This window comes from Lentzea sp. NPDC051838, from assembly GCF_040681245.1.
Taxonomy (GTDB): Bacteria; Actinomycetota; Actinomycetes; order Mycobacteriales; family Pseudonocardiaceae; genus Lentzea.
Genome location: NZ_JBFAYI010000004.1, coordinates 187,690 through 214,077, shown reverse-complemented (window position 1 = coordinate 214,077; position 26,388 = coordinate 187,690). Strand labels below are relative to the sequence as shown.

Sequence of the window (26,388 nt, the reverse complement as noted above, 5' to 3'; positions counted from 1 at the left end):
CTGATGCTGCACAAGATATCCGCGGGCGTAGTCACGAGGAGCCCGGACTCGGTCCGCTCGTACCTGTTGCTGATGCGACTCGACAGGCCGACGGGCTACGTGCTCTACCTGCTACCCGGCCTGTGGGCCGTCGTCTTCGCCTCGGGAAACCGGCCGAACCTGCTGTCGGTGGCGGCCGTTGCCGTCGCGGCGGTGCTGATCCGCGGGTTCGCGTGCGCGAGCAACGACGTGACCGACAAGGAGATCGACATCCGCGTCGCCAGGACCGTGTCGCGGCCGGTCGCGGCGGGGACGATCAGCGTCCGGAACGGGATTCTCTGGGCCGCCGCACAGGCTCTGGTCGCGCTGCTGGTGCTCGCGGTGGCGAACGTCGAGACGGCACTGGTCGCGCTGGCCACGTACCCGTTGATCGTCGCGTACCCGTTCATGAAGCGGTTCTTCATCTGGCCTTCGGCGTTCCTCGGCCTGGTGATGAGCACCTACGTGTTCGTCGGCTGGACAGCGGCGACCGGGAACACCGACTACCCGCCGGCGGTGTACGGCCTGTACGTCGCGGGCGTCTTCTGGACGATGGTCCACGACGCGATCTACTCCCACCAGGACAAGGAGTACGACCGCAAGATCGGGGTCAAGTCCTCCGCCCTGCTGTTCGGCAACGCGACCAAGCTGTGGCTGTCGTTCTTCGTCGTGCTCAGCGTCACGGGCGTGCTGTGGGCCGGGTCGCTGACACCGATCGGCTGGGCGTTCTACGTGATCGTCGTGGTGGCCGCGGCCTACCTGTTCTACCTGCTGTTCCGGGTGGACCTGGACGACCCGAAGGCGTGCTGGGACGCCTTCGTCGCCAACACCTACTACGGCTGGATCGTCCTCGCGGCCGTGATCGCCGGGCAGTTCACATGAGCGGCTCGATGTGGCGCGGAAGCGACGTCGACCTCGACGCCTACCTGACCCGCGTGGGCTACGAAGGCGATGTCGCTCCGGACCTCTCCACGTTGCGGCGCCTGCACATCGCCCACGTTGACGCGATCCCGTTCGACAACCTCGACGCGCTGATCGGGCGCACGGAGGTGCCGCTCGACCTGGACCACCTCCAGGACAAGATCGTGCGAGGCGGTCGCGGCGGCTGGTGCCTGGAGCAGGTCGTGCTGATGGCGGCCGTGCTGGACCGCATCGGGTTCACGTTCACCGCGTTCGCCGGTCGGACGCGGATTCGCACCGGGAGCAAGTTCGGGCCCGCGCTGCACGTGGCCCTGCTGGTCGACGTGGACGGCGAGAAGTGGCTCCACGACGTGAGTTTCGGCGCCCACGGGCTGCACGAGCCTCTTCGTTTCGCGGAGAACTCACTTCTGGAGGACGACTTCTCGTTCGACCTCGTGCGTGAAGAGACCGGTGAGCACGTGCTGCGGTTCATCAGGCCGGAGGAACCGGCGGAGCTCTACGGCTTCACCACGGACGTGCGCTACCCGTCGGACTTCGAGCTCCTCAACCACTTCTGCCTCACGCACCCGCGCTCGCCGTTCAACCACCGGATGATCCTCCAGCGCACGCAGCCCAAGGTGCGGCACCTGCTGGTGGGCACCGCGCTCACCGAGATCCGTCCGGGAGAACCGGCGACGGTCCGCGAACTCGACGAGGCCGAGGCCCTCGCCGCTTCCGAGGAGATCTTCGGGATCACCCTGAAGCCAGACGACGTCCAGGCTCTCCGGAAAACCTTGGCGGGCCCATGACGCGAACTCTGCTGGTCGACAACTACGACTCGTACACCTTCAACCTGTACCAGCTGATCGCCGAGATCAACGGCGTGGCGCCGACCGTCGTGGTCAACGACGACCCGGCGCTGATCGACCTGCGGCTGGAGGACTTCGACAACATCGTCATCTCCCCCGGTCCCGGCGCGCCGCAGAACTCGCGCGACATCGGCCTGGTCGGCGACCTGTTGCGCCGCACCACGTTGCCGGTGCTGGGAGTCTGCCTCGGCCACCAGATCATCGGGCATCTGGCGGGCGGCACCGTGACCGCCGCGCCCGAGCCGCGGCACGGGCACCTGGCCAAGATCTCCCACGACGGGGACCCGTTGTTCGCCGGGGTTCCGCGTGAGTTCGTGGCGGTGCGCTACCACTCGCTGTGCGTCGAGGAGCCGTTGCCGTCGGAGCTCGTGCCGATCGCGTGGGCGGACGACGGCGTGCTGATGGCGTTGCGGCACAGGGATCTCCCGCAGTGGGGCGTGCAGTTCCACCCCGAGTCGGTCGCGTCCGGCTACGGTCGCGAGATCCTGCGCAACTTCGCCGACATGACCCGCCAAGGATCTCTGGAGCTCATCAGCACCGTCGTGCCGACCGCCGCCGATGCCGAGTCGATCTTCCTGGAGCTGTTCGACGACGCCCCGCACTGCTTCTGGCTCGACAGCAGCCGGGTCGAGGAAGGGCTGTCCCGGTTCTCGTTCCTGGGCGACACTTCCGGGCCGTTGAGCGAGGTCGTCACGTACCGGGTGGGCAGCGGTGCCGTGGAGGTGCGCGACTCCCGCGGGGTGCGCGAGGTTCCCGGCAGCGTGTTCGACTTCCTGGAGCAGCGGCTGCGCGAGCGGCGGGTGCCGGAGACCGCTCTCCCGTTCACGCTGACCGGTGGGTACGTCGGCTACTTCGGGTACGAGCTCAAGGCGGAGTGCGGTGGCACGGCCGGGCACCACGCCTCAACGCCGGACGCGGCCTGGATGTTCGCCGACCGGATCGTCGCGGTGGACCACCAGGAGGGGCTGACCTACCTGGTCGCGGTGCACGACCCGGAGACCCGGCGCGACGCGCAGGAGTGGGTGGACCGGACCGCCGCCCGGCTCACCGGACTGCGCCCGGCGGAGGACGTCGTGTCGGAGCAGTGCGCACCGCCTGACGCCGAGGAGTTCCTGGTTCGCGACCGGGATCGGTACCTGGCGGACATCGCCGAGTGCCAGCGGCAGCTGCGGCTGGGCGAGAGCTACGAGATCTGCCTGACGAACAAGCTGCACCTGCCGTTCCACGACGACGACACCGCGTTCTACCGTCGGCTGCGGCGCTCGAACCCGGCTCCGTACGCGGCGTTCCTGCGGTTGGACGACGTCACGGTGTTCTGCTCGTCGCCGGAACGGTTCCTGCGCATCGAGCTCGATCGCACGGTCACCAGCAAGCCGATCAAGGGCACCGCACCGCGGGACGCCGACCCGGTGCGCGACGCCGAGATCGCCGCCACCCTGGCGTCGAGCGCCAAGACGCAGGCTGAGAACCTGATGATCGTGGACCTGCTGCGCAACGACCTGGGCCGGGTGTGCGAGGTCGGCAGCATCGACGTCGACCCGTACCTCGCCGTCGAGAGCTACCAGACCGTGCACCAGCTCGTGTCCACTGTGCACGGACGGCTCCGCGACGAGGTCAGCGCGATGGACTGCGTCCGGCAGTGCTTCCCCGGCGGATCGATGACCGGGGCGCCGAAGCTGCGCACGATGGAGATCATCGACGGCCTGGAGACCGAGGCGCGGGGCGTGTACTCCGGCACCCTCGGCTATTTCGGCCTCTCCGGCGGTGCGGACCTGAACATCGTGATCCGCACTGCTGTTCGCGTCGGTGACCGGTTGAGCATCGGCGCGGGCGGGGCGATCGTGCTCGACTCCGACGCGCAGGAGGAGTACGAGGAGATGCTGCTCAAGGCCGCGGCGTCGTTGCGGGCGTGGCGGGCGCCGGCGGTGTCGGACGTGGGTCTGCGATGAGTGCTCGTCAGTGGTGGGACGGCGGGTGGTCGCCGGCCGACGACTCCGGGACGGTCAGGGTCATCGACTCGTGGCTGGTGGACGAGGGGCGGGTGCGGGGGTTCGACCTGCACGCCGAGCGTTTCGCCCAGGCTTGCTCGCGGTTCGCCGGCTCCTCGCACTCCCGGTTCTCCGCCCCCACCACCGACGCGTTCCTGCTCGCGGTCGCAGAATCCTTGCCCGCGCACGGCCGGTGGTTCCCGCGGGTCGAGCTCGTCGAGGCCGGATCCGCGCTGCGGCTGCGGTTCTGGCTGCGTCCCGCTCCCCCGCGCACCACGACCGTGCGGTTGTGGAACTCCGGTCCCGACCGCCGAAGCCTGCCCGCGGTGAAGGGCGCCGACCTCGACCACCTGAACGCCCTGCGCGCCCAAGCGGTCGCCGTGGGAGCCGACGAGGCGCTGTTGCTCACGCCGGAAGGACACGTGCTCGAAGGGTCGACGACGAGCATCCTCTGGTGGCGCGGTGACACGCTGTGCGGCCCACCGCCAGGGCCTGCCCTGCTCTCCGGGATCACCCGTGCCCTGCTCGGGCCGGTCGTTCCGGAGTCCGCCACCCCGGCCGAGCTCGCCGACGTTCCGGTGTGGACGGTGAACGCCCTGCACGGCATCCGGCCGGTCACCGAGGGGCTGGGCCGGTTCCGGGACACGGATCTGACGAAGGCCGAGCACTGGCAGTCGCGTCTGGAAGAGAGGTTCACCGATGTCCGCTGACTACGAGCGCGACCTGCTGGTCCAGCTGACGCAGCGCTGGGGCAAGCGGGTGGCGGTCAAGAAGGACGAGCTCGACCTGGACGGGCACTTCGACGCAAGCCTGCCGGACTTCCCCGAGCACCTCGTGCCGGTGCTGGCCCTGCCGGGGTCCGAGAAGCTCGACCAGGACGCCCGCGCGCGCATCCTGTCGGCGGCGTGGATCGCCTACAACGCCAAGACCGCCGCTATCGAGGACGAGATCATCCTGCCGGCGTGCCGGTTGATGCTCCAGGAACGGATTCCGGTCCGCCGGGACGACGTCGCCGTCGACGCGCTGCACCAGACGATCATCGACGAGCACTACCACATTCTCATGTGCCACAACGCTGTCGGCGTCACGCGGCGGCGCAGGGACATGGCGGACGTGCGGTTCGCGCCGGACGTCTGGTCGGTCGTGCAGGGACGGGAGGCGGCCCGCGCGGGGCTGTCCGGGTTCGACCGCGACATCGTCGACATCGCGTTCTCGCTGGCCGCCGAGACGACGATCAGCGGGTTCCTCTCGACGTTGTCCACGGCCCAGGACATCCAGCCGATGAACCGGATCACCACCGATCTGCACCGGCGCGACGAGAGCGGGCACGCGGTGGTGTTCCGCGAGCTGTGCGGGTCGCTCTACCGCAGTCTCGACAGCGGGCAGCAGCAGATGTTCCGCGAAGCGCTCATCGAGGGGCTGCGGTCGTTCCGGTCGGCCGACTTCGAGCCGTGGGTGGCCGTTGCGGCGCAAGGCGGATTCGAGATCGGCACCGACCAGCTGCGCGAGTGGGCGGCCTCGCGACCCGTGCCGAAGCGCGACACCGGGCCGTTGCAGCTGCTGCTCGACGATCTGGGCATCAGCCACGACCTCGTCCGGACATGAGCGACGTCGGCACGGTCCCCGACTGGCGGACGCTCGTCGCCCACCAGCAGCCGGAGTGGCCCGACCAGGCCCGGCTCCGGGCGGTGGTGGACGAGCTGGCGGCCTCTCCCCCGGTCGTCACACCCTGGGAGTGCGACGCGCTCACCTCCCGCCTCGCCAAGGTCGCCGACGGCCGGGCGTTCCTGGTGCAGGGCGGCGACTGCGCGGAACGTCTCGACAACGTCTCGGCGCGGGCGATCAGGAGCAAACTGCGCCTGCTGCAACAGATGTCCGTGATCCTCTCGTCCGGCTCCGCGCTCCCGGTGGTGACCCTGGGCCGGATCGCCGGTCAGTACGCCAAGCCCCGCTCCTCGCCTACCGAGACCGTCGACGGGCGCACGCTGCCGGTGTACCGGGGCGACGCGGTGAACGGCACCGGCTTCACTTCTTCTGAAAGGCTGCCCGACCCGGTCCGGTTGCGTCGCGTGTACGACGCTTCTCAGTACACAGTGGACGTTGTGCGGGCGAGCGGCGCCGAGGTGTTCACGAGCCACGAAGGCCTGCTGCTCTCGTACGAGGAAGCGTTGACGCGGCGGCGTTCCGGCAGGCGATACGCGGGCAGCGGCCACCTGTTGTGGATCGGCGACCGCACCAGGCAGCTCGACGGTGCGCACGTCGCGTACTTCGCGTCGATCGAGAACCCCGTCGCGGTGAAGCTGGGCCCGTCCACCACGTCCGAGGACGCGCTGGCGTTGGTCGACCGTCTCGACCCCGACCGCAAGCCGGGTCGGCTGACGTTCGTCGTGCGCATGGGGGCCGAGCGGGTGCGGGACCTGCTGCCGGAGCTGGTGGAGAAGGTCGCCGCGTCGGGATCGCCGGTGGTGTGGATGTGCGATCCCATGCACGGCAACACTTTCGTCGCGCCCAGTGGACACAAGACGCGGCGCTTCGACGACGTCCTGGCCGAGGTCACGGGATTCATCGAGGTGCACAGGGCTCTCGGCACCCACCCCGGCGGCCTGCACGTCGAGGTGACCGGCGAAGACGTGACCGAGTGCGTCGGCAGCGGAGTCGGCCTCGATGACCTGCATCGCAACTACGAGTCGGCCTGCGACCCGCGCCTCAACGCGGCTCAGTCACTCGAACTGGCCTTCCTGGTCGCCGACATGCTCAGGTGAACAACGATGAAGGGCACTGTCCCCTGCCAGAGGGAGGGCAGGGGACAGAGCGCTCGTGGGCCGGATCAGCCGATCACGGCCTCGCAGTTGCTGAACCCCGGGCCGCCGGAGCAGGTGTCGGAGCCGCTGCCACCGTCGACGCTGTTGTTGTGCGCGCCACCTTCGAGGATGTCGTCACCCTGGTCGCCGCGCAGGGTGTCGTTGTTGTTCGAGCCGCGCAGCTTGTCGTTGCCCTCGCCGCCGCGCATGTCGTCGTTGCCGTCGCTGCCCCACATGTAGTCGTTGCCCTGCTGGCCGTCCATCACGTCGTTCTTGAGGCCGCCGTAGAGCTCGTCGTCACCACCGCCGCCGACCATGAAGTTGCCCGCGGTGTTGTCCTCGATGTAGCGGTGGCCGCCGAAGAGCAGGTCGTTGCCCTGGTTGCCGTACACGCGGTCGTAGTCGCTGCCGCCCTCGACGACGTCGTTGCCGTTCTGGCCGGCGAGCAGGTCGTCGCCGGTGCCACCGAGGATGTACATCGGCACCCACACGCTGTGCACGCGGGCGTCGACGACGTCGTTGCCGCCTGCCGTGTAGACGCTGATCGAGCCGATGCCGACGTTGGCGCACCGGACGACGGTGCTGTCGTGGCCCGGTGCGAAGCCGCAGCCCGCGCCCGGCGTCAGGTTCACGACGTCGTCGACCCAGTAGTAGCCGCCGTCGAGCGTGATCTCGACGTTGTTCTTGGCGCCGCCCGAGGCGACGTAGGCGAGCTGGTTGCCCGACACCGAGACGGTCGCGTCCGGTGCGGCCTGGGCGACACCGGCGCCCGCCAGTGCGACCGCGGCGGCGATCGTGGTGGCGGCGCCGATTCTTTGCCCTGCGTTCATCGTTCCTCCTGTGTGGATCCCCTGCTTGCGGAGGAAGGATTTCGGCCCGCGTCCCCGGTTCGTCCCCGATTTCTTGTCAGATAGCCTCTCGCGATGCGGTTCCGGATCCTTGGCCCTCTGGAGGTCGAGCTCGCCGACGGCACGATCCGGACAGGGCGCTCCCGCAACGAACGCGTGCTCGCCGCGTTGCTCCTCGACGCGAACCGGCTGGTCACCATCGAGCGGCTGATCGACTTCTGCTGGGACTCGGCTCCTCCCCGCACGGCCAGGAAGCTGGTGCAGAACGCGGTGTCCGTGCTGCGGGACCACGTCGACGTCGTCGCCAGGCCCTCCGGATATCTGGTGCGGGTGGCCGAGGACGAGCTGGATCTGACGCTGTTCACGCAGGCGACCACGCGGGCGAAGCAGGCGCGGCCCGTGGACGCGGCCGCGGAACTTCGGGCGGCACTGGGGTTGTGGCGCGGTCCGACGTTGATGGGCATGCCGGGCCAGGCGTTCGAGGCGTGTGCCGCGGCGCTGGAGGACACGAGGCTGAGCGCGCTCGAGGAGTGCCTCGCGCACGAGATCGAGCTGGGCCGGCACCACGAGGTCGTGGGCGAGCTGTCGGCACTCGTCACCGCGCATCCGTTGCGGGAACGCCTGGTGGGCCTGCTGATGCTCGCGCTGCACCGCTGCGGCAGGCGGGCCGACGCGCTGGCCGCGTTCCGTCAGGCGCGCGCGGTGCTGGCGGACGAGCTCGGCATCGACCCCGGCGACGAGCTGAGCAAGCTGCACGAGGCCGTCCTGCGCGGCGAGGCGAAACCCGCTGAGCCGAAGCACACCCCGGCTCAGCTGCCCGGCGACGTCGCCGAGTTCACCGGTCGTGCCGAGTACCTCGACGAGTTGGATTCATTGGCGAACAACAAGGTTGTGGCTCTCGCCGGACCGGGTGGCGTGGGCAAGACGGCGCTCGCCGTGCACTGGGCCCACCGCGTTCGCGGACGGTTCGCCGACGGCCAGCTCTACGTCAACCTGCGCGGATACGCCCCGACGGCACCGATGTCGGCGGACGCGGCACTGGGCGGATTCCTCCGTGCGCTGGGTGTCCCGGCCAACCAGGTGCCGGCCGACCGCGACGAGGCCGCTGCCCTCTACCGTTCGTTGTTGGCTGACAAGCACATGCTCGTCGTGCTCGACAACGCCCGCGATGTCGGTCAGGTGCGGCCGCTGCTGCCCGGTGGCCCCGGCTGTCTGGTGCTGGTCACGAGCCGCGACCGGCTGGGCGGGCTGATCGCCCGTGACGGTGCCCGGCTGCTCGCGGTCGAGGTGTTGCGGGAGCCCGAGGCCGTCGCGCTGCTGACCCAGATCGTCACCGAGACCGCGGACATGTCCGAGCTGGCCCGGCTGTGCGCCTACCTCCCGCTGGCGTTGCGGATCGCGGCCGCCAACCTGGTCTGCCACCCGCAGCTCACCGTCGCCGCACACGTCGCGCAGTTGTCCGGGGCGAACCGCCTGGGCGAACTGGTCGTGGAGGGCGACGAGGACGGCGCCGTCCGCGCGACGTTCGACCTCTCCTACGCCGCCCAGCCGGAGGACGTGCGGCGGATGTTCCGGCTGCTCGGCCTGGTGCCCGGTCCGAGCTTCACCGCGGCCACCGCCGCCGCGCTCGCGGACGTCACCGAGGACGCGGCGCAGTCGTTGCTCAGCACTCTGGTAAGCGCTTACCTGGTGGAGGATCACGCGGGTCGCTACGCGTTCCACGACCTGCTCCGCCTGTACGCCGGCGAACGCGTCCAGCTGGAGGAGAGTCCCGAGGAACGCACCGCGGCGATGACGCGCCTGCTCGACTTCTACCTCGTGGCGTCCACGGCAGCGGCTGATCAGCTGAACCCCAACCGGTTGCGGCTCCCCTTGCCTGCGGTGAACTGCCCGGCCCCGAAGTTCGACGACCGCGCGCACGCCCTGTCCTGGCTGGATCAGGAGTGGCCCAACCTCAAGGCCGCGGTCGCGCACACCGCCGCGCACGGGCCACACGCGCACGCCTGGCTTCTCGCCGATCGCGTCTACCACTACTGCACCCTGCAGATGCCGGGCCAGGACTGGGTCGAGGTGGCCGGTGACGCGCTGGCCGCGGCACAGGCGGAAGGCGACCTGACCGCGCAAACGTCCGCACGCTACGGATTGGGCCTGGCCCACGAGTTCCAGAGCAGGTACGAGCTCGCGCTCGAGCACCTCACCCAGGGACTCGAACTCGCCAGGAGCGGCGGCTGGAGCGACTGCGAGCCGATGATCACCGGTCAGCTCGGCGCCTCGTACCGGCGCCTGGGCATGCACGAGGACGCGGCCCGCCAGTTCGGCGCGGCGGTCGACCTGGCGCGCCGGACCGGCAGGCACGTGGACGAGGCCGCCAACCTCGGCAATCTCGCGAACCTGTACACCGACATGGGCGAACTGGAGAAAGCCGCCGACCACGGCGCCCGCTCGGTGGCGATCTACCAGGAGCACCATCCCGGCATCGGCGAGGCGATCAGCCGCGTCAACCTCGGCGAGATCCTGCGGGCGCTCGGCAGGCTCGACGAGGCGTTCGAGCACCTCGACGCGGGCCTGCGCGGGCTGTCCGAGCACGGCCCCCGCTACGAGGCGGGCGCCAGGCGGATGATGGCCGGCTGGTACTGCGACGCCGGACGGCACGAAGAAGCCTTGCGGGAAGCCGAACGTGCCGTGGTGCTCGGACGCGAGATCGGCTTCCACCGCATCGAAGCCTCGGCGTCGGGCGTCGTGGGCACCGTGCACCAGGAACGCGGGGAGCACCGGCTCGCTCTCGAACACCACGAACGGGCGTGGCGGATGGCGAGCGAGAACCAGGACCGCTTTCCCGAACTGAGCTCACTGATCGGCATGGCACTCGCCCACTGCGCGCTCGGCGACCCGGAGCGCGCTCTCCCGCTGGCCGAGGAGGCCGCCAAGTCCGCGGACGTGCTCGGCTACCGCGTCATCGTCGGCAACGCGCACGTAGCACTGGCCACGATCAACCTCGCGCTCGGCGACCACGAGCGAGGCTTGGACCACGCTGAGATGGCGGTCGCCGTGCACCGCGCGACCGGCCACCGGCTGGGCGAGGAACGGGCTCAGCGCCTGGTCAGCTCTTCTCGGCGCGGCGCCGCTTGTCCCTCGCGTAGATGACCGCCTGTTTGCCGTCGCCGGACCGGCGGCGGTCCAGCTCGAACAGGGTCGTCGCGTTCAGCAGGTCGCTGAGCTTCGAGTAGCCGTAGTTGCGGGAGTCGAAGTCCGACCGCTGCTTGATGAGGATGTGCCCGACCGCTGCCAACGACGCCCACCCCTCGTCGTCCGAGGCCGCGTCGATCGCGTTGCGCAGCAGGTTGACCAGCGTCTTGTCGGCCTTGAGCTGCGCGGCGCCGTCCAGCGCGGGCGGCTCCTCCGGGTAGGTGAGGTTCTCGATGTAGATGAACTTGTCGCACGCCGCGACGAACGGCTTGGGCGTCTTGCGCTCGCCGAACCCGTAGACCGTGAGGCCCGACTCGCGCAGCCGTGCCGCGAGCCGGGTGAAGTCGCTGTCGCTGGAGACGATGCAGAACCCGTCGAAGCGGTCCGAGTACAGCAGGTCCATCGCGTCGATCACCATCGCCGCGTCGGTGGCGTTCTTGCCCTTGGTGTACGCGAACTGCTGGATGGGCTGGATCGACTGGGCCAGCAACTGCTCCTTCCACCCGCGCAGGCTCGTCCCCGTCCAGTCCCCGTACGCGCGCTTGACGTGCGCGGTGCCGTACTTGGCGACCTCGGCCAGCAGGCCCTCGACGACGGACGCCTGGGCGTTGTCCGCGTCGATGAGCACCGCGAGCCGGGCAGCGTTCTCACTGGCCATGGGCTAGAAGGCATCCTCGGTGAAGTCGCTCGGCATGTCGTCGTCGAAGTTACCGTGCGACCGCCTGGTGCGCTGCTGACCCGCCGCGACGATCTCGTCGAGGTTCTGGCCCTCCTTGATCGCCGTGTACGCCCGCTTGAGCGACGGCATGCTGGTCTGCATCGCGCGTTGCACCTCGGGATCGTTGACAGCCCTGCCGGAGGTGATGTCCTGCCAGGACATCGCGCCGGAGTCGACCTTGCGCTGCAGGTCCTTCAACGCGTTCGGCGCGTCCTTCGACCGAGCGAACTTCTCGATCTCGGCGATGTCCGAAGGGGACAGATCGGCGCCGCGGGTCTGCACGGCGGACATCTCGCGGGCGACCTGCTCCAGCCGCGAGCCCTTGGCGTCGAGCTCCTGTTGCCACGCCTGCAACTGCTGGCGTGCGCTGTCGTACGGGAACGTCATTCCCCACCTCCCGAGGACGTGCTCGGCTCGGCCCAGCGCTCTTCCTTCGACGCGTCGATGTACTTGCTGCGTGCCTTGTACCCGCTCTTGGCCATGCCCCACGCGCCACTGCCCACAGCGGACACGCCGTCGCCCAGCTTCTCCTTGCCGTCCTGCCACGTGTCGACCACGTCGAAGAAGTCGTTGACGTCCCGCACGTCGGGGATCTTGGACAACGCGGTGCCCATGATCTTGATGCCCTTGATCATGCTCTGGACGCCCTCGATCAGCGTCTGCATGGACTGGATGAGCTTGCGCACCTGGTCGACGATGTTGACCACGTCGTAGACCATCCACACGGCACGACCCCAGCCGACGACCGGGATCCACGCGGTCATCGCGGCCTTCATCAGCTTGTCGCAGATCTTGTCGAGCAGCGTCAGCGCGAGCTTCGCGGCCGACCGGCACGAGCTCGCCATGTTCTTGAACCGGTCGCCGATGAACTTCGCGACCTGCGAGTCCCACTCGATCGCGGTCGTCCACGTGCGGCGCATGCGGTTCTCGAAGCTCTGCGCGGCGCCGCCGTCCCAGCTCGGCGCGAGCTCCTCGATGCCGTTGTTGACGTTGTGCCGCACGTTGTCCAGCGCCTTGGCGACCCGGTCCCACGCGGCGGCGTTCGCGTCGATCTTCTCGAAGTCGCCCGCCAGCGGCATCACCAGGTCGCGCACCAGGTCATCACCGGTGACCTGCTGGTAGATCCAGTTGACGCCCTGGATCTTCCACCCCGCGGCCTCGATCAGCTCCTTGACGGTCTGCCTGCCGGGCCGGTCGTCGGGCGCGGCGCGCAGCGAGACATTCGGATCTTCGATGTCCTGGTAGCCGTTGCAGACCCCGCCGCTCATTCGCCCACCCCCAGGAAGCGCTCCAGCCACGACGGGGGCGCAGCCTTGCCGCCCGCGGTGTCGATCAGGCAGACCCCGACCTCGTCCGCCTTCTCGTAGGCGACGGCCGACTTGACCAGCGACTCGGCGTCCTGGCTCATCTTCTTGTTCGCGGCGTCGAGCGTCTCGCCGTAAAGCTCCGCGACCCCGGTGACGACGGGGTCGAGCAGCGACAACAGCCCGGTGAACCCGGACGTGTCCCCGCCCTTGACGATGGCGTGCTCCCGAATCGTCAGGAAGTGCTCGGCCTGACGTTCGAGCAACCCGCTGTAGCCGCGCAGCTCATCTGGCACGACGTGGAACTTCTCTCCCATGATGATCAGACGGTTGACCGCATTGTGCGGTTCAGTCGCATTTGGACCAATAGACAACCTGAATCACGTTCGCCGGAAGCTGCCGGTGCGAGTGGCTTAAGGTGCGGCCGTGAACCTGAGGCCGGAGTTGATGCCCCCACCCGTGGACCGGCAGCGGCTCGCTGAACTGAGTGCCGAGGTGGAGCGGATCGCCGAGTTGGTGTCCTCCGACCCGGAAGCCGCGGACGAGGCGATCAAAGCCTTCAACGCGACGACGGGTCACGAGTACACGGCGTTCTCCTTCGCCACGTACCACGGGAGCACGAGCCTGGAGGAGTTCGCGACGGAGGCCGCCCGGCCGGCTCGCCCGGTGGTCGACGGCATCACCAGGGACGAGCTCGCCGAGATCGTGCGGCGGGTGCTGGAGGGCTCGCCCGAGAGCGACTACTACGTGCGACTCCTGGAAGCGAACGTGCCTCGGGCCGGACACCTCCTCTTCCACCCGCCGGAGCACCTCTGCGACGCGTCAGCGGACCAGATCGTCGACGAGGCGCTGAAATACCGGCCGTTCGCGCTGTGAGCCAGTAGGTTCACCCGATGAGCGCACGTTTCCAGGAGCTCGACTGGCGCCAGACCCCGCTGGGCGAGCTCACCCTGCGCCGGCGGCGTGATCCCCGCAGCGGTGAGGACGTCCACGAGATCAAGCTCAACGACGAGTTCCTGATGTCGAGCCTGTTCACCGTCGCCGAGGTCGAGCTGGCTCGCCTCGCACTCGCGGACATGCCACGCGAACCGTTGCAGGTGGTCGTGGGCGGCCTCGGGCTCGGCTACACGGCGCACACCGTGCTGGAGCACGAGCACGTCGCCGAACTGGTGGTCGTCGACGCCCTCAACGAGGTGATCGAGTGGCACCAGCAGGGCCTCATCCCCGCAGGACGACAGCTGGCGGCCGACCCGCGGTGCCGGTTGGTCCACGGTGACTTCTTCGCCATGCTGCGCTCGGGCGACGGCTTCGATCCGGCGCAACCCGGCCGGAAGTTCGACGCCATCATCGTCGACATCGACCACTCACCACGACACCTGCTGCACCCGAGCAACGCGGACCTCTACCAACCGGAAGGTCTGCGGCGCCTTGCCGGGTTGTTGCGTCCTGGCGGGACGTTCGCACTGTGGTCGAACGACCCGCCGGACGACGAGTTCACCGCGGACCTCGCCAACGTCTTCCCGACCACGAGGGCCGAGATCGTCAGCTTCCCCAACCCGTTGCAGGACAGGGACTCCACCAACACCGTCTACCTCGCGACGCGAAGCTAGTCGTCGGTTGCCAGCAGGTCCTGCAGCTCGCGGATCGCCTCGCCGAGGTGGACGGCGAACTTGTGCATCTCGTCCGCGACCGGGCGGGGCGTGCTCAGGTAGAGGTTGAAGCGGTCGGGCAGCAGCACGTACGCGACGCCGATGCACTTCGCGCTGGTCGAGCCGAAGCCGAAGTACTGGATGTGCTCCGACGGCGCCGAGCTGGTGCTCAGGTAGTCGTCGCGCATGACCGTCCAGCCCGGGGTGTCGTACAACCCCAGCGGTTCGGTGCCGCCGCGGCGCTTCTGGATCAGCTGCAGCTCCCACAGGTGCTGTTCGGGAGCCGAACCGACCTGGCATTCCTTGGCACGCCGGACATGTGCGTCCGCCGCTGCCCGGAACGCGGCCCTGCGCGTGGCACGAGAAGTCGCGGGGTCCTCCACTGTGGACACGAACGTGACGGCTTCCGGGGTCACCACCCGCATCGCCTCGGTGCGGCCGTTCTGGAACTGCCGGGTGCCGATCGACTCGTAGGTGGCGCCCTGCAAGCCCTTCGACCGCTGGTGCGCGAGCTGGTACGCCATCTGCACGAACGCGTCCGGCGAGATCCGCAGCTCCTTCGCGCGCTGCTTGCCGAAGTCCTCGAACGACAGCGTCACGGTCGCGGTGTCCGCTCCGTACTGAGCGAACGAGGCTCGAGCCGCCTCAGTGTCGTCACGCAACGCATCGGAAAGCACGAACTCGATCGGCGACGTCACCGGCAAGCCCTGCGACGAAGCACCGGAGACCCGCAGGTGTTCCTCGGTCGGCGTGCCGAGCATGGCGTCGGTGAACGCGAGGATCGTGGTCCCGTCCAGTTCGCAGTGCTCGACGTTGATGCCCGCGCGGCCGTCGGCGAACACGATGAACGTCACCGCCTTGTCGAACCACCGGTTCGCGCTGTCGCCGTGCAGCAGCTGGTCGCAGGCCGCCAGCGTGTCCGCGGGCGCGAAGTCCTCCAGCGCCACGCAGAACAACGCGGTCTCGGTCGTCTCCAGCGCGTCGGCGTTGTCGACCAGCAGCGCGTCACGGCTGCGCGCCCACTCCGCCCGCGCCTTCGTGGTGAGATGCCCGGCGGAGAACTCCGCGCGATCCGCCTTCATGATCGCCTGCAGCCCGCCGGCCAGATCGGCCAGGTCGTGCGGCACGCCGTCCTGACCGAACACGTCCATCCGGAACGCGTTGCCGCGGAAGAAGACCACGACGTGCCGCGCGTCCGACGGGAACACGGTGCGCGCGGTGTCCTGCTGGACGTGCGGAATCCGGGTGGCGGAGAACAGGAACTTGTTCTGCACCATGGACTGCGGCTCACCCCGCAGCACGACGGGAGGAACGGCCTCGGCGTCCAGCCGCACCTTGTACGCGACCGCGGCGGAGATCAGCGCGGCCGCCCGTTGCTCCTGCGACTCGGCGACGTCCTGGAAGAGGAAGAAGAAGTTCGCGTTCAGCGCGATCCGGTCGCGGCGGCCGAGGTAGCGGGTCGGCCAGAAGAGGTCGAGCCAGCTGCGCACGTCGTCACGCCCGTTGAACGCCTCCAGCGCGGCGTGCAGGGAACGTGCCGGGCTGTCCGGTGCGAGGAACTCCTCGACCGCTGCCTCGGTGGTCGCGAGCTCCTCGGCGGTCAGCAGCGGCGAGCACCACTCCAGGAACCGGCCGCAGCTCTCTTCCAGCGTGGGCAAGGGCACCCGCGGCAGCTGGTCCTCGTAGCTGAACGTCTTGCCGTCGCTCACAATCACCTCAAGGTTCAGTCGAGTTTCGAAACGAAGAGCTGAGCGTAGAACCACCCGTCGGTCTCCAGGCCGGATGGATCGACTCCCACGCCGGACAGCGTGTCGAGCACCCGCGACTGCTCCTCCGGCGAGATGAACCGCCGCTGCCGGAACAGCCCGTCGTGCCGCACCGTGACGTAGCCGAGTCGAGCGAGACTCGCCTCGATCTCGTCGAACGGGAACATCCTCAGCACGAAATGCGCCATCCAGGGCGCGCCACCGGCCGTCACGACCCTGGTCAGCGTGTTCGCACCGACGTAGCCCAGGCTGCCGGTCGAGATGACCAGGTCGACGTCCGCCAGCTGCCGTGCCACCTCAGGTGTGGGATCGGACCGTTCCAGATCCGCGCGCACCGCGTCGTCCAGGAACCCGGCCTCCGTCGCGTACGCCAAAGCGGGCGCGGAGATGTCGAGACCGACGAACCGTCCGGGAATCGCCTTTCCCCGCTCCCGCACGAGTTCCTGGTCGGCCGCGAGCACGTCGGCGCGGTCGAGCTCGTCGATGCCGCAGTACCGGTCGTACAGGTCGTCCATAGTCAGATCGCACCGCAGCAGGGCCGCGTTGATGCCGTAGGAGCTGCCGATGTCGAGCACCGTCGGGGTGTCGATCCCCCGCACCGCGCGGTAGTCCTCGATCAGCGCGGCGAAGTGCGGCCTGGCCAGCTGCGGGATCTGGTACTCCAGCGAGCGCAACGAGGAGAAGTAGGCACGCGGGTCGGGCTGGGTGTAGATGTGGTCGAGCTCGACTTTGCCGGTCGCGTCGAATCGCACGGGGTCCCCCTCAGGCCAGTCGCTCGTCCACCCGCACGCCATCTCCTTCTGCGGCAAGGTGTTCCGGTAGAACGCGGCCGAACAGCTGGCGCGTCCTGGCCACGCTGCCCACGACGCCGGGCCGCAGGCTGTAGGCGAAGATCGCCGTGTGCCGCTGCCGTTCCCCGCGCACGGTGCTGACCTGGTGCAACGAGTAACGTCCCTTGAACAGCTGGAGATCACCGACGCGCAGCGTGAGCCGGCGGATCAGGTGCTCGCCCTGCCCGGCCAGCACGTCCCGCACGTCGCCGAAGTTCTCCTCGTCCGCCGACCGGATGTTCGGGCAGTACTGGAACTCGCCGCCGTCGTCGGGGAGCTGGGTCAGCATGCTGACGGTGAACTCGTTGGTGTCGAAGTGCCACGGGTGCGCGCGCCCCGGCGGGATCACGTTGAGCACCAGGCCGGACAACGGATCCGCCAGCTCGTGCAGCCGCGGCAGTTCGAAACAGCCGGCGATGAATCGCTGGAACACCTCGCTGGTGTAGAGCTGGTGGATGATCGCGCCGGGCGGGACGTGGTCGCGGGCCACGAACGCGTTGCCGCGCTCCATCGTGGTGCGGCCGGGGTGGTCCGGCGGAAGCGGTGTGTCGACGGCGATGTTGTACGCGTTGACGGTCTCGACGTCGTAGTAGGCCTGCGGCGCGATCTCGGCGCATTCTCTGCGCAGATCCTCGTGCAGGGCGGGCCGGATGAAATCAGGCAGGACGCTGCAGCCGACGGTGTGCAGGTCGTGGTGGGTGCGCTCGACGACTTCCCGCCACGCCGCGCTGTCCGGTTCGGTCAGCGGGTAGTCCGCGGTGTTCACGACCTGGTCCAGCAAGCCCGATTCCATCCGGCCAGTGTCACCACGTCGATCACCGCCGCGCAGGCCCTTGTGAGAATCTCCACGACAGGCATTCGGCGGTAGCGTTCAGGCCTGATCGGTGAAGGAGATCGGCTTGCCGGTGGCGCGGGCGTGGGCGATCTCCCTGCTCACTGACTCGCCGACGTACCCGCCGGGGTTGACGACGAGAACCCGGTCGGCCAGGTCGATCTTGCGCAGGTGGACGGCGTCCAGCACGGCCTTCTGCTCGTCGGTGATCTCTCCGCCTTCGCACGGCGCGACGACGATGACACCCGCCAGCGTCAGATCGCGGTTCGCCGCACGCATCTCGTCGGCGAATCGGGCGGAACCGCAGAGGCAGACGATCTCAGGTCGGTCGGGCACGACTCAGGCTAGCCGCCTCTGCGACGCTGAGCCGAATGTCCCTGACGAAGGGCTCCCGTCCGTCGGATGCTGGAAGGACCGACGAACCAGGAGTGGTGATGAAGATCGACGAACTGATCGCCAGCGTCAAGGACTCCGTGGAAGCCAAGAGGGTCTACGCGGAGCCGTACGAGAAGAACGGCGTCACCGTCATCGCCGCCGCCTCCATCTCCGGCGGCACCGGCGGCGGTTCCGGCCGGGACGAGAAGGGTCAGGAAGGCGAGGGCGGCGGGTTCGGGGTCGCCGCGAAGCCGACAGGTGCGTACGTGATCAAGGGTGACGACGTCCGATGGGTGCCGGCCGTGGACGTGAACCGGCTGATCGCGACCATCGGCGCTGTCGTCATCGCGGCGATCTTCGTGGCCCGGTTCAAACGCGGACGCGGATGACGGTCTTGCCCTTCCTCCTCTCCACCGGGTTGAGGGCGGGAACGGCCTCGTCGAGCTTGACGACGGTGCCGATGTGCGTGCGCAGGCGGCCGTCCCGCACCCGGTCGACGATCTCCGTCAGCTGACTCGGGACGGACTCGACGACGAAGTCGACCGCGCGTCCGTCGGCGGGGCGGGCCTCGACCGGCCCGACCACCGACACCAGCGTCCCGCCCGGCCGGACGACGGCCGCCGAACGCCGTTGGACATCGCCTCCGATGACGTCGAAGACCAGGTCGACCCCGCCGACGTCGTCGAGGTCGTCGGAGGCGAGGTCCAGGAACTCGTGGGCGCCGAAGTCGAGCGCTGCCTGGCGGTCCGCCGCCCGTCCGGTGCCGATGACGTGGGCACCGAACTCCCGCGCGAGCTGCGTGACCACCGATCCGACCGCACCGGCGGCGCCGTGGGCGAGGACGGTCTGGCCCGCCTGCAGACGGCCGTGCTGGAACAGGCCCTGCCACGCGGTCAGGCCGGAGATCGGCAGGCTCGCCGCCACGGTGAAGTCGACGTCTCCCGGCAGCGGCGCGAGGTTGCGCGCCTCGACGGCCGCGTACTCGGCCAGGGTTCCGTCGCGGTGCCAGTCCGTGATGCCGAAGACCCGTTGCCCCAGCGAGAGTCCCGTCGTGCCGTAGCCGAGAGCGTTCACCACGCCGGCGAACTCGTGGCCGATGATCGCGTGGGTTTTCTCGTGGCCGTTGCGATCGACCCAGGTCGACGGCCATTCCCACTCGGCTGGCACGAAGCCCGACGCGTGAACCTCGACGACCACGTCGTTGATCGCCGGCGTCGGCTCAGGACGCTCGACCAGCGTGATCCCTGCTGCTTCCGCGGCCTGGTCCACCGCGACGATCGCCTTCACGAGCGGACCTTGATGATCGTCTTGCCCTTGACCCGTTCGGCCGGGTTGAAGGCGGCGACGGCGTCGTCGAGAGTCGCGACGGTGCCGATGAGCGTGCGCAGCCGCCCTTCCCGCACGCGCTGGGCGATCTCGCTCAGCTGGGCGCGGTCGGCCTCCACGACGAAGTCGATCGCCAGGGCTTCGGCGGGCCTGGCCTCCGGTGGGCCGGCGATGGTCACCAGCGTTCCGCCGGGCCGGACCAGCGCCGCGGACCGCTTCTGGATCTCGCCGCCGAAGATGTCGAACACGAGGTCGACGGAACCGACGTCGGCCAGCGAGTCGTCCTCGAGGTCGACGAACTCGTGCGCGCCGATGTCCAGCGCGGCCTCGCGGTCGGCGGCCCGTCCGGTGCCGATGACGTACGCGCCGGCTTCGCGAGCCAGTTGCGTCACCATCGAGCCGACTCCCCCGGCGGCGCCGTGCACCAGGACGCTCTGGCCCGTCTGGAGGCGGCCGTGCACGAACAGTCCCTGCCACGCGGTCAGGCCCGAGATCGGCAGGCTGGCACCGACCGTGAAGTCGAGGTCACCGGGCAGCGGCGCGAGGTTGCGCGCCTCCACGGCCACGTACTCCGCCAACGTGCCGTCGCGGGTCCAGTCCGTCAGGCCGAACACCCGCTGGCCCACCGACAGGCCTCTCGTGCCGTAGCCGAGCGCGGAGACCACCCCGGCCAGTTCGTGCCCGGGAATCGACGGCGTCCGATCACGGCCGAGCCGGTCGGTCCAGTTCGTGTCCCACTCCAGCTCCCCCGGCGTGAACCCGGAGGCATGCACCTCGACCAGGACGTCGTTTCCCGCCGCCACGGGCTGGGGTCGTTCCGCCAGTGTCATTCCGGCCGTTCCCGCGGCCTGATCCGATACGACGATCGCTTTCATCCTGCACCTCTCCTGTCGTTGCTCAACGTGCGCACCAGCGCGTCCAGCGCACCCGACCAGGCGCTGGCGGACGGTGCGGCGAACCCGATCGCCATGCCGTCGCGGTCCGATGTGGACGCTGGATGCCGGAAGAAGTCGAGTGGCTCGACCGTCAGCTGTTCGCGGGCCGCACGGCGCACGAGTTCGGCACCGGTGCGGCCGGGTTGGTCGACGACGACGTGCAGTCCGGCGGACATCCCGGTCACCCGCGCGTGCTGGGCGATCATGCCGACGAGCTGCTCACGACGGCGGCGGTACTGCGCACGCATCGTGCGGATGTGCCGGTCGTACGCGCCCGACTCGACGAAGTCGGTCATCGCCAGCTGGTTGACGAACCCGACGGTCTCCTCCGCCCACCCCTTCTCCGCGACGATCGCGCCGACGAGGTGGTCCGGCACGACGAGCCAGCCCAGCCGCAACCCCGGCGCCAGTGACTTGCTCGCGGTGCCCAGGTAGATCACGTGGTCGTGGTCCAGTCCCTGCAACGCGCCGACGGGCGACCGGTCGTAGCGGAACTCGCCGTCGTAGTCGTCCTCGATGATCAGCGTGCCGCGCCGCCGGGCCCAGTCCACGACCGCGGCCCGCCGGTCGGAATGCAGCGCCACGCCCAAGGGGAACTGGTGCGACGGCGTGAGCAGCACCGCTCCCGGCGCCACTTCGTCCAATGTGGACACATCGGCGCCGTCCGCGTCCACCGGGATCGGGACGACGTCGAGTCCTGCCTTCAGCAACGCCTCGCGCTGGGTCTGCAGGCCGAACTCCTCAACCGCGACCGTCGTGACCCCTGCCTTCAGCAGCACCGCAGCCACGAGCCGCAAGCCTTCCGCGGCCCCGCCGCACACCACGACGTTGCCTGCCCTCGCACGCAATCCCCTGGCACGGGCCAGGTATCGGGCGATCACCTCGCGCAGTTCGCTGCGGCCGTGCGGATTGGTGTACCCGAAGGCCTCGAACGGCGCCGTGCTCACCGTCCGCTTCACCGCCCGAATCCATTCCTCACGCGGAAACGACGACAGGTCCGGCCTTCCGGGTCGCAGGTCGTGCACCAGCTGCGGCCGTGCCCTCGGCGGCCGCGGCGGTTCCCGTCCCGGCGCCGGCTCCGCAGCACGCCGTGCCACCTCCGTGCCGGAACCGTGCTGACCCATCAGCCAGCCCTCGTTGATCAGTTCCGAGTAGGCGCGGACGACTGTGTTGCGACCCAGCCCGAGATCGTTCGCCAGCACTCGGCTCGAGGGCAGCCGCGTCCCCGGCGCCAGCCTCCCCGTGCGGATCGCCTCCCGGAAGGCGTCCATCAGTCCTGCTCGCGCGTTGCGCCCGAGCCGGCCCACGTGGAGGTCCAGGGTGTTCACGAGCAGGGATGCAGCGGCGAGGTGGCGACGAGGTCCTTGCGCCGGCCGCTCGCGAGTCCGTCCACGCTCAGCGCGAAACTGTCCACCGGCGCGATGGCCAGCACGAAGGCGGCGGCAGCGGCGGCGAACACGGAGTAGCTGAGCGGCGCCTCCGGGCCCAGGAAGAGCCCCATAGACAGCCCGAACCCGAGCAGCAGCGCTGTGGAGGCCAACGCCGACCAGCGCACGAGGACACCGGCCAGCAAGGTCAAGCCCAGCACCGACTCCGCGACGGTCGCCACCCACGCGGCAGCGCTTTGGAGCCCGTCCGGCACATAGGGCGAGAGGGAGTGCGCATAGGCGGTGTAGGCGGCGAAATCTCCCCACCCGACCTGCCCGGTGCCCAACGGACCCCACCAGCCCAACCGATCCGCCACGGCCGAGAGGAACCCTGCGGCCAGCGCGAGGCGGACGAACACCGTCGCGACCGACCACGCACGCTCCCGCTGAGCGGCCAGCACACCCATCAGAACTCCCTCGTAGACGCCTTGATGGCTCCGAAACTAGCCCTGTTTCGACTCGGAACCTGGGTCCACTTGGCGTCCGGAAACGGGTACCAGTCGGTCGAGCTCGTCGAGTTCGACCGTCGTCAGTGGAATGTCCACAGCGGACACGTTGTCGCGCAGGTGCTGGACGCTCAACGTGCCGGGCGTCGGGATCATCGCGGGCGAACGCTTCAGGAGCCACGCGAGAGCGAGCTGCGCGGGTGCGACACCATGCCGTCGCGCCATCTCCGCCAGCGGTCCTGCCTGGTCGGCCAGGGCTCCGGTGGCCAGCGGAAGCCACGGTATGAAGCCGATGTTCGCCTGTTCCGCGTGGTCGAGCAGCGCGTCCGCAGCCCGGTTGACGAGGTTGTACTCGGCCTGGACCGTGGCGATGTCCGCGCACTTCCGCGCTTCCTCCAGCTCGGCCACCGACACCTCAGCCAGCCCGATGTGCCCGATCTTGCCTTCCCGCTGCAGGTCGGTGAGCACCCCGAGCTGGTCGGCGACCGGCGCGTCCGGACTGAACCCGTGCAGCTGGAACAGCGGGATCCGGCTGAGTTTCAGGTACCACAGCCGCGTCTCGATCTGCTTGCGCAGGAACGAAGGCCGGAGCGGGCCGCCTTTCACCATCAGCAGCAGGTCGTCCGGATACGGGTACAACGCCTGCGCGATCAGCTCTTCGTAGTCGAACGGGCCGGACGACTCGGCGACGTCGATCAAGTTCACGCCGAGATCGACCGCTTCTCGCAGCACCCTCGCGGCTTCCGCAGCGCTCTGCGGGTGACTCCAGGTGCCGGACGGGCTCATCTGAGCGGTGCCGAGCCCGAGCCGGGTGATCGGCAGGCCTCCGATCGTGAAGGTGCCACATCGGTCAGGCAGGTTCATCGGTCCCGTCCAGGTCGTATCGGCGCAACCGGAACACGTCGAGTCGCGTGCGGTAGTACTTCTCGGTCTGCCCGACCCAGTCCATGCCCATGCGCCGTGCGGCCGCCGCGGCACGCTGGTTGGCCGGGCGGGCGACGGCGAACACCTCGTCGACACCGGCGTCGAAGGCGTAGTGGGCGAGCGCGTCGCCGGCCTCACCGGCGTACCCGTTGCCCCACTTTCCCCGCGCGACCTGGATGCCGATCTCGAAGTCGACGTCGTCGGGAGGCAACGGCAGCAAGGAGACCGCGCCGACGACGTCGCCGGTGGTTCGGTCCGTGACCTTCCAACGGCCGAGCGGTGGTTCGACGGTTTCTGCGACCCAACTGGAGACCAACCGCCGCATGGCATCCACGTCCGGAACGCGGTCCATGGCCGGTGCCAGCCATTTCGCGACCTCGCCGTCACCGAAGATGCCCAGCGCCGCGTCCACATCGGACAGCGTCCACGGCGCGAGGTGCAGGCGCGCGGTCCGGATCAGTGCTCCGTCGACGTCGACCTGGTGCTCGCCGCGGGTCATCGTGCGCGCGGTGCGCGGTCGGGCACCGTCGCACGACCGGGGAAGCGCTCGTCGACGAGGTCCTTGTACTCCGGGTGGTCGGCGATGTAGTCCGCCACGAAGGCGCAGTAGTTGGTGAGCTTCAGATCCTGCGCCCGCAGGTCGTCCAGCGCGTGCTTCGTGAGCCTGGTCGCGATCCCGCGGCCGCGGTACTCGGGGTCGACGATCGTGTGGCTGAACGTCACCCGGTCACCGTGCTTCGGCACGTGGTACACGATCATGCCGACCACCCGGCCGTCGACCACGGCGTCGTACGACCCGCTGTCGCCGTTCTTCTGCACATCCATCTCGACACTCCCGCAATAACTGGACCTTATGGTCCATCTTGCACCTTGGCCACCGTCGCTCGCAACACGGGGACGACCTCGGCCTCGAACCACGGATTCCTGGTGTGCCAGCGGAAGTTCAACGGCGACGGGTGCACGAGCGGGATAACCGACGGCAGGTACTCGGCGTAAGCGCGCACGGTCTCGGTGAGACTCGGCTTGATCCGATCACCCAGGTAGTACTTCTGGGCGTACGAGCCCACCAGGATCGTGAGCCGCAGATCTCCCAGCTCGGCAAGGATCCGCTCGTGCCACCGGCCCGCGAAGTCCTTGCGCGGCGGCAGGTCTCCCGACTTGCCCTTGCCGGGGTAGTAGAAGTCCATCGGCAGGATCGCGAACAGGCCGGGATCGTAGAACTGCTCGTCGGTGACGCCCAGCCAGCCGCGCAGCTTCACGCCACTGACGTCGTTCCACGGCACACCGCTCTCCTGGGCTTTCCGGCCGGGAGCCTGGCCGATGAGTGCGATCCGAGCACCGGGCGCTGCGGCGTAGACCGGCTGATAGCCGAGGTCACGCGCCCACGCGTTGGATTCGTGCGCGACGATCTCCGCCCGGATCCGGTCGAGCATGACCACCTCCATGGATTGGACCTTTTAGTTCAGTTACGATGCGCTTCGTGAGTCCGTTGAAGCTGTCCTCGGCCATCATCACAGCAGACCACGACCTTGCGTCCAGCCGCCTGACGAAGGTCTCCATCAGCGCGCTCGTGCTGCGAGAGTTCGAGATCGTGCTCGCCACAACCGGGGACACCCGGCCGGCGGAACGTCTCGAACTGCGCGTCAACCCGATCATGTTGAGCGTGTTGCCCGACGTCCTCCACCTCTCCGGCCGCGGCGACGGTGCGCACACCCTGACGCTGACCTTCTCCGACGAGGCATCGGCCTCGATGTCCTGGAGCACGACGTTCGAGGTGCCGCGCGCCGACTCCGGATGGCGCCTGACCGTCCCGTTCAGCCACTCGCCGACCCCCACGGAGTGACCAAGCCATGTCGACACCCGCAGCACTGATCACCGGTGGTACCAGCGGCATCGGAAAGGCCGCCGCGGAGGCCCTGCACGGCCGCGGTTACTGGGTCGCGGTCACCGGGCAACGAGAGGAAAGCGTTGCGCGGGCTCGCAAAGAACTTCCCGAGGACATCCTGGTGTTGCGTGCCGACGCGCGTTCGCTCGCCGACACGGACCGGGTGATGTCCGAAGTCCGAGACCGGTTCGGAACCCTCACCACGCTGTTGCTGAACGCCGGCATCAGCCGCCCGGGAACGCTCGCCACCTACGACGAGGCCGCCTTCGACGACGTCTTCACCGTCAACACCAAGGGAGCGTTCTTCACACTGGTCAAAGCGCTGCCGCTGCTGTCGGACGGCGCCTCGGTCATCGTCACCACGGGCATCGGGGTGACCCGCGGCCTCACCGGCAACAGCCTCACCGCCGGGTCGCGCGGCGCACTGCTGACCATGATCCCGACCCTGGCGCTGGAGCTCGCCCCGCGCCGGATCCGGGTCAACGCCATCAGCCCGGGCTTCACCGACACCCCGATGGTGCGGTCGACGTCCGGCCTGGGACCCGACCAGATCGACGCACTGGCGGCGATGAACCCGTTCGGCCGCCTCGGACGGCCGGAGGACATCGCCGAGACCGTCGCGTTCCTGGCCTCCGACGGAGCCGCGTACATCACCGGACAGGAGATCGTGGTGGCCGGCGGCGCCGGATTGGCCGTCTGAGCTCACCCAGGATGACGGAGTTCCCATAGGTAGCCCCACAAGTACGACGTCGCATAGGACCGGTAAGGCCGCCACAGTTCACTGCGCTGCTCGACAGCCATCGGCGTGATCGTCCTGTCCAGCCCGTCGAGTTCTGTCACCGCCGCACGCACGGCGAGGTCGCCGGCCGGGAAGACGTCCGGCCGGCGCAGGTGCTGCATCAGGAACCTTTGCGCCGTCGAGGGACCGACACCCGGCACGGCCACGAGCTGCGCCTGGATCTCGGAGTCCGACATCGCCCCGAGCCTGTCCAGGAACCCGTCATCGGCCAGTTCGGCGAGCCCGCGGATCGCTCTGGCCTTGAGGCGGGACAAGCCAAGATCACGCATCGCCTGTTCACCGGTCGCGATGACGAGCTCGGTCGTGATGGCGCCACCCAGTCGCGCGACGAGCCGGTGGTGGATCGCGGTGGCCGCCGCCCTGCTGAGCTGTCGCGAGATGATCGCGAAAGAGAACCACTCGAGCGGAGTGCCGATCTGCACGGGAAAGTGCGTCTCGTACGCGTCGATCGGCCCTGTCGCCCGCACCCACGGCGCGAGCGAGTCGTCGAGCGACCCCAAGTGCTCGGCGGCCGCGCGTTGTTCCTTCGTCGCGTGCTTCCCGGTGCGAGTCGTCGTCACCG

The 26,388-nt window shown here is 69.1% G+C and carries 30 protein-coding genes; 12 read left to right on the top strand and 18 right to left on the bottom strand.

The features are described from left to right. Positions 1–3: 3 nt before the first annotated feature. From AB0M24_RS12255 to AB0M24_RS12230, 6 genes are read left to right on the top strand one after another with little or no spacing between them, the layout of a single operon-like run. Positions 4–900 (top strand): 4-hydroxybenzoate octaprenyltransferase, encoded by an 897-nt coding sequence (locus AB0M24_RS12255; RefSeq protein ID WP_363764914.1) that lies wholly within the window; start codon positions 4–6, stop codon positions 898–900. Further along, on the top strand, positions 897–1,727 hold the full coding sequence (locus tag AB0M24_RS12250; RefSeq protein ID WP_363764911.1) for an arylamine N-acetyltransferase: 831 nt from the start codon (positions 897–899) through the stop codon (positions 1,725–1,727). The genes AB0M24_RS12255 and AB0M24_RS12250 overlap by 4 nt, the downstream gene beginning before the upstream one ends. Further along, entirely contained in the window at positions 1,724–3,736 is a 2,013-nt protein-coding gene (gene pabB / locus AB0M24_RS12245) for an aminodeoxychorismate synthase component I (protein ID WP_363764908.1), read from the top strand. The genes AB0M24_RS12250 and pabB overlap by 4 nt, the downstream gene beginning before the upstream one ends. Continuing rightward, complete coding sequence (locus tag AB0M24_RS12240) at positions 3,733–4,485, top strand: aminotransferase class IV (protein WP_363764906.1); 753 nt, start codon at positions 3,733–3,735, stop codon at positions 4,483–4,485. Before pabB ends, AB0M24_RS12240 begins: the two co-directional genes overlap by 4 nt. Continuing rightward, on the top strand, positions 4,475–5,380 hold the full coding sequence (locus tag AB0M24_RS12235) for a diiron oxygenase (RefSeq protein ID WP_363764903.1): 906 nt from the start codon (positions 4,475–4,477) through the stop codon (positions 5,378–5,380). Before AB0M24_RS12240 ends, AB0M24_RS12235 begins: the two co-directional genes overlap by 11 nt. Next, positions 5,377–6,537: a 3-deoxy-7-phosphoheptulonate synthase class II gene (locus tag AB0M24_RS12230; RefSeq protein ID WP_363764900.1), complete on the top strand. Its 1,161-nt coding sequence runs from the start codon at positions 5,377–5,379 to the stop codon at positions 6,535–6,537. The genes AB0M24_RS12235 and AB0M24_RS12230 overlap by 4 nt, the downstream gene beginning before the upstream one ends. Before the next feature lie 65 nt (positions 6,538–6,602). Here AB0M24_RS12230 and AB0M24_RS12225 read toward each other — a convergent pair whose 3' ends face one another. Next, positions 6,603–7,406 (bottom strand): calcium-binding protein, encoded by an 804-nt coding sequence (locus AB0M24_RS12225; protein WP_363764897.1) that lies wholly within the window; start codon positions 7,404–7,406, stop codon positions 6,603–6,605. 93 nt (positions 7,407–7,499) lie between these two features. Between AB0M24_RS12225 and AB0M24_RS12220 the strand changes: the two genes are divergently transcribed. Beyond that, positions 7,500–10,568 carry a BTAD domain-containing putative transcriptional regulator gene (locus AB0M24_RS12220; RefSeq protein WP_363764894.1) on the top strand — a complete coding sequence of 1,023 codons (3,069 nt, stop codon included), beginning with the start codon at positions 7,500–7,502 and terminating at the stop codon, positions 10,566–10,568. Here AB0M24_RS12220 and AB0M24_RS12215 read toward each other — a convergent pair. From AB0M24_RS12215 to AB0M24_RS12200, 4 genes are read right to left on the bottom strand one after another with little or no spacing between them, the layout of a single operon-like run. Beyond that, positions 10,525–11,268 carry an NYN domain-containing protein gene (locus AB0M24_RS12215; RefSeq protein ID WP_363764891.1) on the bottom strand — a complete coding sequence of 248 codons (744 nt, stop codon included), beginning with the start codon at positions 11,266–11,268 and terminating at the stop codon, positions 10,525–10,527. The genes AB0M24_RS12220 and AB0M24_RS12215 overlap by 44 nt on opposite strands. 3 nt (positions 11,269–11,271) lie before the next feature. Then, positions 11,272–11,715: a hypothetical protein gene (locus AB0M24_RS12210; protein WP_363764889.1), complete on the bottom strand. Its 444-nt coding sequence runs from the start codon at positions 11,713–11,715 to the stop codon at positions 11,272–11,274. Continuing rightward, positions 11,712–12,596, bottom strand: a complete 885-nt coding sequence (locus AB0M24_RS12205; RefSeq protein WP_363764886.1) for a hypothetical protein — start codon at positions 12,594–12,596, stop codon at positions 11,712–11,714. The genes AB0M24_RS12210 and AB0M24_RS12205 overlap by 4 nt, the downstream gene beginning before the upstream one ends. Beyond that, positions 12,593–12,949, bottom strand: coding sequence for a hypothetical protein (locus AB0M24_RS12200; protein ID WP_363764883.1), 357 nt, complete (start codon positions 12,947–12,949; stop codon positions 12,593–12,595). The genes AB0M24_RS12205 and AB0M24_RS12200 overlap by 4 nt, the downstream gene beginning before the upstream one ends. 109 nt (positions 12,950–13,058) lie before the next feature. On the opposite strand from AB0M24_RS12200, the gene AB0M24_RS12195 reads away from it, so the two are divergent. After that, positions 13,059–13,508: a hypothetical protein gene (locus tag AB0M24_RS12195; RefSeq protein ID WP_363764881.1), complete on the top strand. Its 450-nt coding sequence runs from the start codon at positions 13,059–13,061 to the stop codon at positions 13,506–13,508. A 17-nt stretch (positions 13,509–13,525) separates the two neighbouring features. Continuing rightward, the gene (locus AB0M24_RS12190) at positions 13,526–14,242 is read left to right on the top strand and encodes a spermidine synthase (RefSeq protein WP_363764878.1); all 717 of its coding nucleotides are present in this window, start codon (positions 13,526–13,528) and stop codon (positions 14,240–14,242) included. Here AB0M24_RS12190 and AB0M24_RS12185 read toward each other — a convergent pair. From AB0M24_RS12185 to AB0M24_RS12170, 4 genes are all read right to left on the bottom strand, one after another. Further along, positions 14,239–15,990, bottom strand: a complete 1,752-nt coding sequence (locus AB0M24_RS12185; RefSeq protein ID WP_363764875.1) for a choline/carnitine O-acyltransferase — start codon at positions 15,988–15,990, stop codon at positions 14,239–14,241. The genes AB0M24_RS12190 and AB0M24_RS12185 overlap by 4 nt on opposite strands. 14 nt (positions 15,991–16,004) lie before the next feature. After that, complete coding sequence (locus tag AB0M24_RS12180) at positions 16,005–16,799, bottom strand: class I SAM-dependent methyltransferase (protein ID WP_363764872.1); 795 nt, start codon at positions 16,797–16,799, stop codon at positions 16,005–16,007. Between the two features lie 10 nt (positions 16,800–16,809). Continuing rightward, positions 16,810–17,670 carry an arpA protein gene (locus tag AB0M24_RS12175; RefSeq protein ID WP_363764869.1) on the bottom strand — a complete coding sequence of 287 codons (861 nt, stop codon included), beginning with the start codon at positions 17,668–17,670 and terminating at the stop codon, positions 16,810–16,812. Positions 17,671–17,748: 78 nt separating this feature from the next. Then, positions 17,749–18,045: a hypothetical protein gene (locus tag AB0M24_RS12170; RefSeq protein WP_363764866.1), complete on the bottom strand. Its 297-nt coding sequence runs from the start codon at positions 18,043–18,045 to the stop codon at positions 17,749–17,751. Between the two features lie 98 nt (positions 18,046–18,143). On the opposite strand from AB0M24_RS12170, the gene AB0M24_RS12165 reads away from it, so the two are divergent. Then, the gene (locus AB0M24_RS12165) at positions 18,144–18,473 is read left to right on the top strand and encodes a spore germination protein GerW family protein (protein WP_363764863.1); all 330 of its coding nucleotides are present in this window, start codon (positions 18,144–18,146) and stop codon (positions 18,471–18,473) included. Here the strand turns inward: AB0M24_RS12165 and AB0M24_RS12160 are convergent. Genes AB0M24_RS12160 through AB0M24_RS12125 form a run of 8 tightly spaced genes read right to left on the bottom strand, consistent with a single transcriptional unit; the run spans position 18,454 to position 24,587 of the window. After that, a complete protein-coding gene (locus AB0M24_RS12160; RefSeq protein WP_363764860.1) occupies positions 18,454–19,371 on the bottom strand; it encodes an NADP-dependent oxidoreductase in 918 nt (305 codons plus the stop codon). The two genes, AB0M24_RS12165 and AB0M24_RS12160, sit on opposite strands and share 20 nt — an antisense overlap. Then, entirely contained in the window at positions 19,368–20,285 is a 918-nt protein-coding gene (locus AB0M24_RS12155; RefSeq protein WP_363764857.1) for an NADP-dependent oxidoreductase, read from the bottom strand. Before AB0M24_RS12155 ends, AB0M24_RS12160 begins: the two co-directional genes overlap by 4 nt. After that, positions 20,282–21,673, bottom strand: a complete 1,392-nt coding sequence (locus AB0M24_RS12150; protein WP_363764854.1) for a PLP-dependent aminotransferase family protein — start codon at positions 21,671–21,673, stop codon at positions 20,282–20,284. Before AB0M24_RS12150 ends, AB0M24_RS12155 begins: the two co-directional genes overlap by 4 nt. Continuing rightward, a complete protein-coding gene (locus tag AB0M24_RS12145; RefSeq protein ID WP_363764851.1) occupies positions 21,670–22,179 on the bottom strand; it encodes a hypothetical protein in 510 nt (169 codons plus the stop codon). The genes AB0M24_RS12150 and AB0M24_RS12145 overlap by 4 nt, the downstream gene beginning before the upstream one ends. 36 nt (positions 22,180–22,215) lie before the next feature. Further along, positions 22,216–23,082 (bottom strand): aldo/keto reductase, encoded by an 867-nt coding sequence (locus tag AB0M24_RS12140; RefSeq protein WP_363764848.1) that lies wholly within the window; start codon positions 23,080–23,082, stop codon positions 22,216–22,218. After that, entirely contained in the window at positions 23,069–23,641 is a 573-nt protein-coding gene (locus AB0M24_RS12135; protein WP_363764845.1) for a GNAT family N-acetyltransferase, read from the bottom strand. Before AB0M24_RS12135 ends, AB0M24_RS12140 begins: the two co-directional genes overlap by 14 nt. Then, positions 23,638–23,967 carry a GNAT family N-acetyltransferase gene (locus AB0M24_RS12130; protein ID WP_363764842.1) on the bottom strand — a complete coding sequence of 110 codons (330 nt, stop codon included), beginning with the start codon at positions 23,965–23,967 and terminating at the stop codon, positions 23,638–23,640. The genes AB0M24_RS12135 and AB0M24_RS12130 overlap by 4 nt, the downstream gene beginning before the upstream one ends. A gap of 26 nt (positions 23,968–23,993) precedes the next feature. Beyond that, a complete protein-coding gene (locus AB0M24_RS12125; protein WP_363764839.1) occupies positions 23,994–24,587 on the bottom strand; it encodes a uracil-DNA glycosylase family protein in 594 nt (197 codons plus the stop codon). 35 nt (positions 24,588–24,622) lie between these two features. Here AB0M24_RS12125 and AB0M24_RS12120 point away from each other — a divergent pair, with 35 nt between their 5' ends. Together AB0M24_RS12120 and AB0M24_RS12115 are read left to right on the top strand one after the other, a co-directional pair. Further along, on the top strand, positions 24,623–24,985 hold the full coding sequence (locus AB0M24_RS12120; RefSeq protein WP_363764835.1) for a hypothetical protein: 363 nt from the start codon (positions 24,623–24,625) through the stop codon (positions 24,983–24,985). Between the two features lie 7 nt (positions 24,986–24,992). Next, the gene (locus tag AB0M24_RS12115) at positions 24,993–25,727 is read left to right on the top strand and encodes an SDR family oxidoreductase (protein ID WP_363764832.1); all 735 of its coding nucleotides are present in this window, start codon (positions 24,993–24,995) and stop codon (positions 25,725–25,727) included. Between the two features lie 2 nt (positions 25,728–25,729). On the opposite strand, the gene AB0M24_RS12110 is transcribed toward AB0M24_RS12115, so the two are convergent. Continuing rightward, positions 25,730–26,386: a hypothetical protein gene (locus AB0M24_RS12110; protein ID WP_363764829.1), complete on the bottom strand. Its 657-nt coding sequence runs from the start codon at positions 26,384–26,386 to the stop codon at positions 25,730–25,732. Positions 26,387–26,388 lie beyond the last annotated feature (2 nt).

Coding starts and splice junctions, on each gene's coding strand:
- AB0M24_RS12255 (WP_363764914.1), top strand. CDS start 4: ATGCTGCACAAGATATCCGCGGGCGTAGTCACGAGGAGCCCGGACTCG.
- AB0M24_RS12250 (WP_363764911.1), top strand. CDS start 897: ATGAGCGGCTCGATGTGGCGCGGAAGCGACGTCGACCTCGACGCCTAC.
- pabB (WP_363764908.1), top strand. CDS start 1,724: ATGACGCGAACTCTGCTGGTCGACAACTACGACTCGTACACCTTCAAC.
- AB0M24_RS12240 (WP_363764906.1), top strand. CDS start 3,733: ATGAGTGCTCGTCAGTGGTGGGACGGCGGGTGGTCGCCGGCCGACGAC.
- AB0M24_RS12235 (WP_363764903.1), top strand. CDS start 4,475: ATGTCCGCTGACTACGAGCGCGACCTGCTGGTCCAGCTGACGCAGCGC.
- AB0M24_RS12230 (WP_363764900.1), top strand. CDS start 5,377: ATGAGCGACGTCGGCACGGTCCCCGACTGGCGGACGCTCGTCGCCCAC.
- AB0M24_RS12225 (WP_363764897.1), bottom strand. CDS start 7,406: ATGAACGCAGGGCAAAGAATCGGCGCCGCCACCACGATCGCCGCCGCG.
- AB0M24_RS12220 (WP_363764894.1), top strand. CDS start 7,500: ATGCGGTTCCGGATCCTTGGCCCTCTGGAGGTCGAGCTCGCCGACGGC.
- AB0M24_RS12215 (WP_363764891.1), bottom strand. CDS start 11,268: ATGGCCAGTGAGAACGCTGCCCGGCTCGCGGTGCTCATCGACGCGGAC.
- AB0M24_RS12210 (WP_363764889.1), bottom strand. CDS start 11,715: ATGACGTTCCCGTACGACAGCGCACGCCAGCAGTTGCAGGCGTGGCAA.
- AB0M24_RS12205 (WP_363764886.1), bottom strand. CDS start 12,596: ATGAGCGGCGGGGTCTGCAACGGCTACCAGGACATCGAAGATCCGAAT.
- AB0M24_RS12200 (WP_363764883.1), bottom strand. CDS start 12,949: ATGGGAGAGAAGTTCCACGTCGTGCCAGATGAGCTGCGCGGCTACAGC.
- AB0M24_RS12190 (WP_363764878.1), top strand. CDS start 13,526: ATGAGCGCACGTTTCCAGGAGCTCGACTGGCGCCAGACCCCGCTGGGC.
- AB0M24_RS12175 (WP_363764869.1), bottom strand. CDS start 17,670: ATGGAATCGGGCTTGCTGGACCAGGTCGTGAACACCGCGGACTACCCG.
- AB0M24_RS12165 (WP_363764863.1), top strand. CDS start 18,144: ATGAAGATCGACGAACTGATCGCCAGCGTCAAGGACTCCGTGGAAGCC.
- AB0M24_RS12155 (WP_363764857.1), bottom strand. CDS start 20,285: ATGAAAGCGATCGTCGTATCGGATCAGGCCGCGGGAACGGCCGGAATG.
- AB0M24_RS12145 (WP_363764851.1), bottom strand. CDS start 22,179: ATGGGTGTGCTGGCCGCTCAGCGGGAGCGTGCGTGGTCGGTCGCGACG.
- AB0M24_RS12140 (WP_363764848.1), bottom strand. CDS start 23,082: ATGAACCTGCCTGACCGATGTGGCACCTTCACGATCGGAGGCCTGCCG.
- AB0M24_RS12135 (WP_363764845.1), bottom strand. CDS start 23,641: ATGACCCGCGGCGAGCACCAGGTCGACGTCGACGGAGCACTGATCCGG.
- AB0M24_RS12130 (WP_363764842.1), bottom strand. CDS start 23,967: ATGGATGTGCAGAAGAACGGCGACAGCGGGTCGTACGACGCCGTGGTC.
- AB0M24_RS12125 (WP_363764839.1), bottom strand. CDS start 24,587: ATGGAGGTGGTCATGCTCGACCGGATCCGGGCGGAGATCGTCGCGCAC.
- AB0M24_RS12115 (WP_363764832.1), top strand. CDS start 24,993: ATGTCGACACCCGCAGCACTGATCACCGGTGGTACCAGCGGCATCGGA.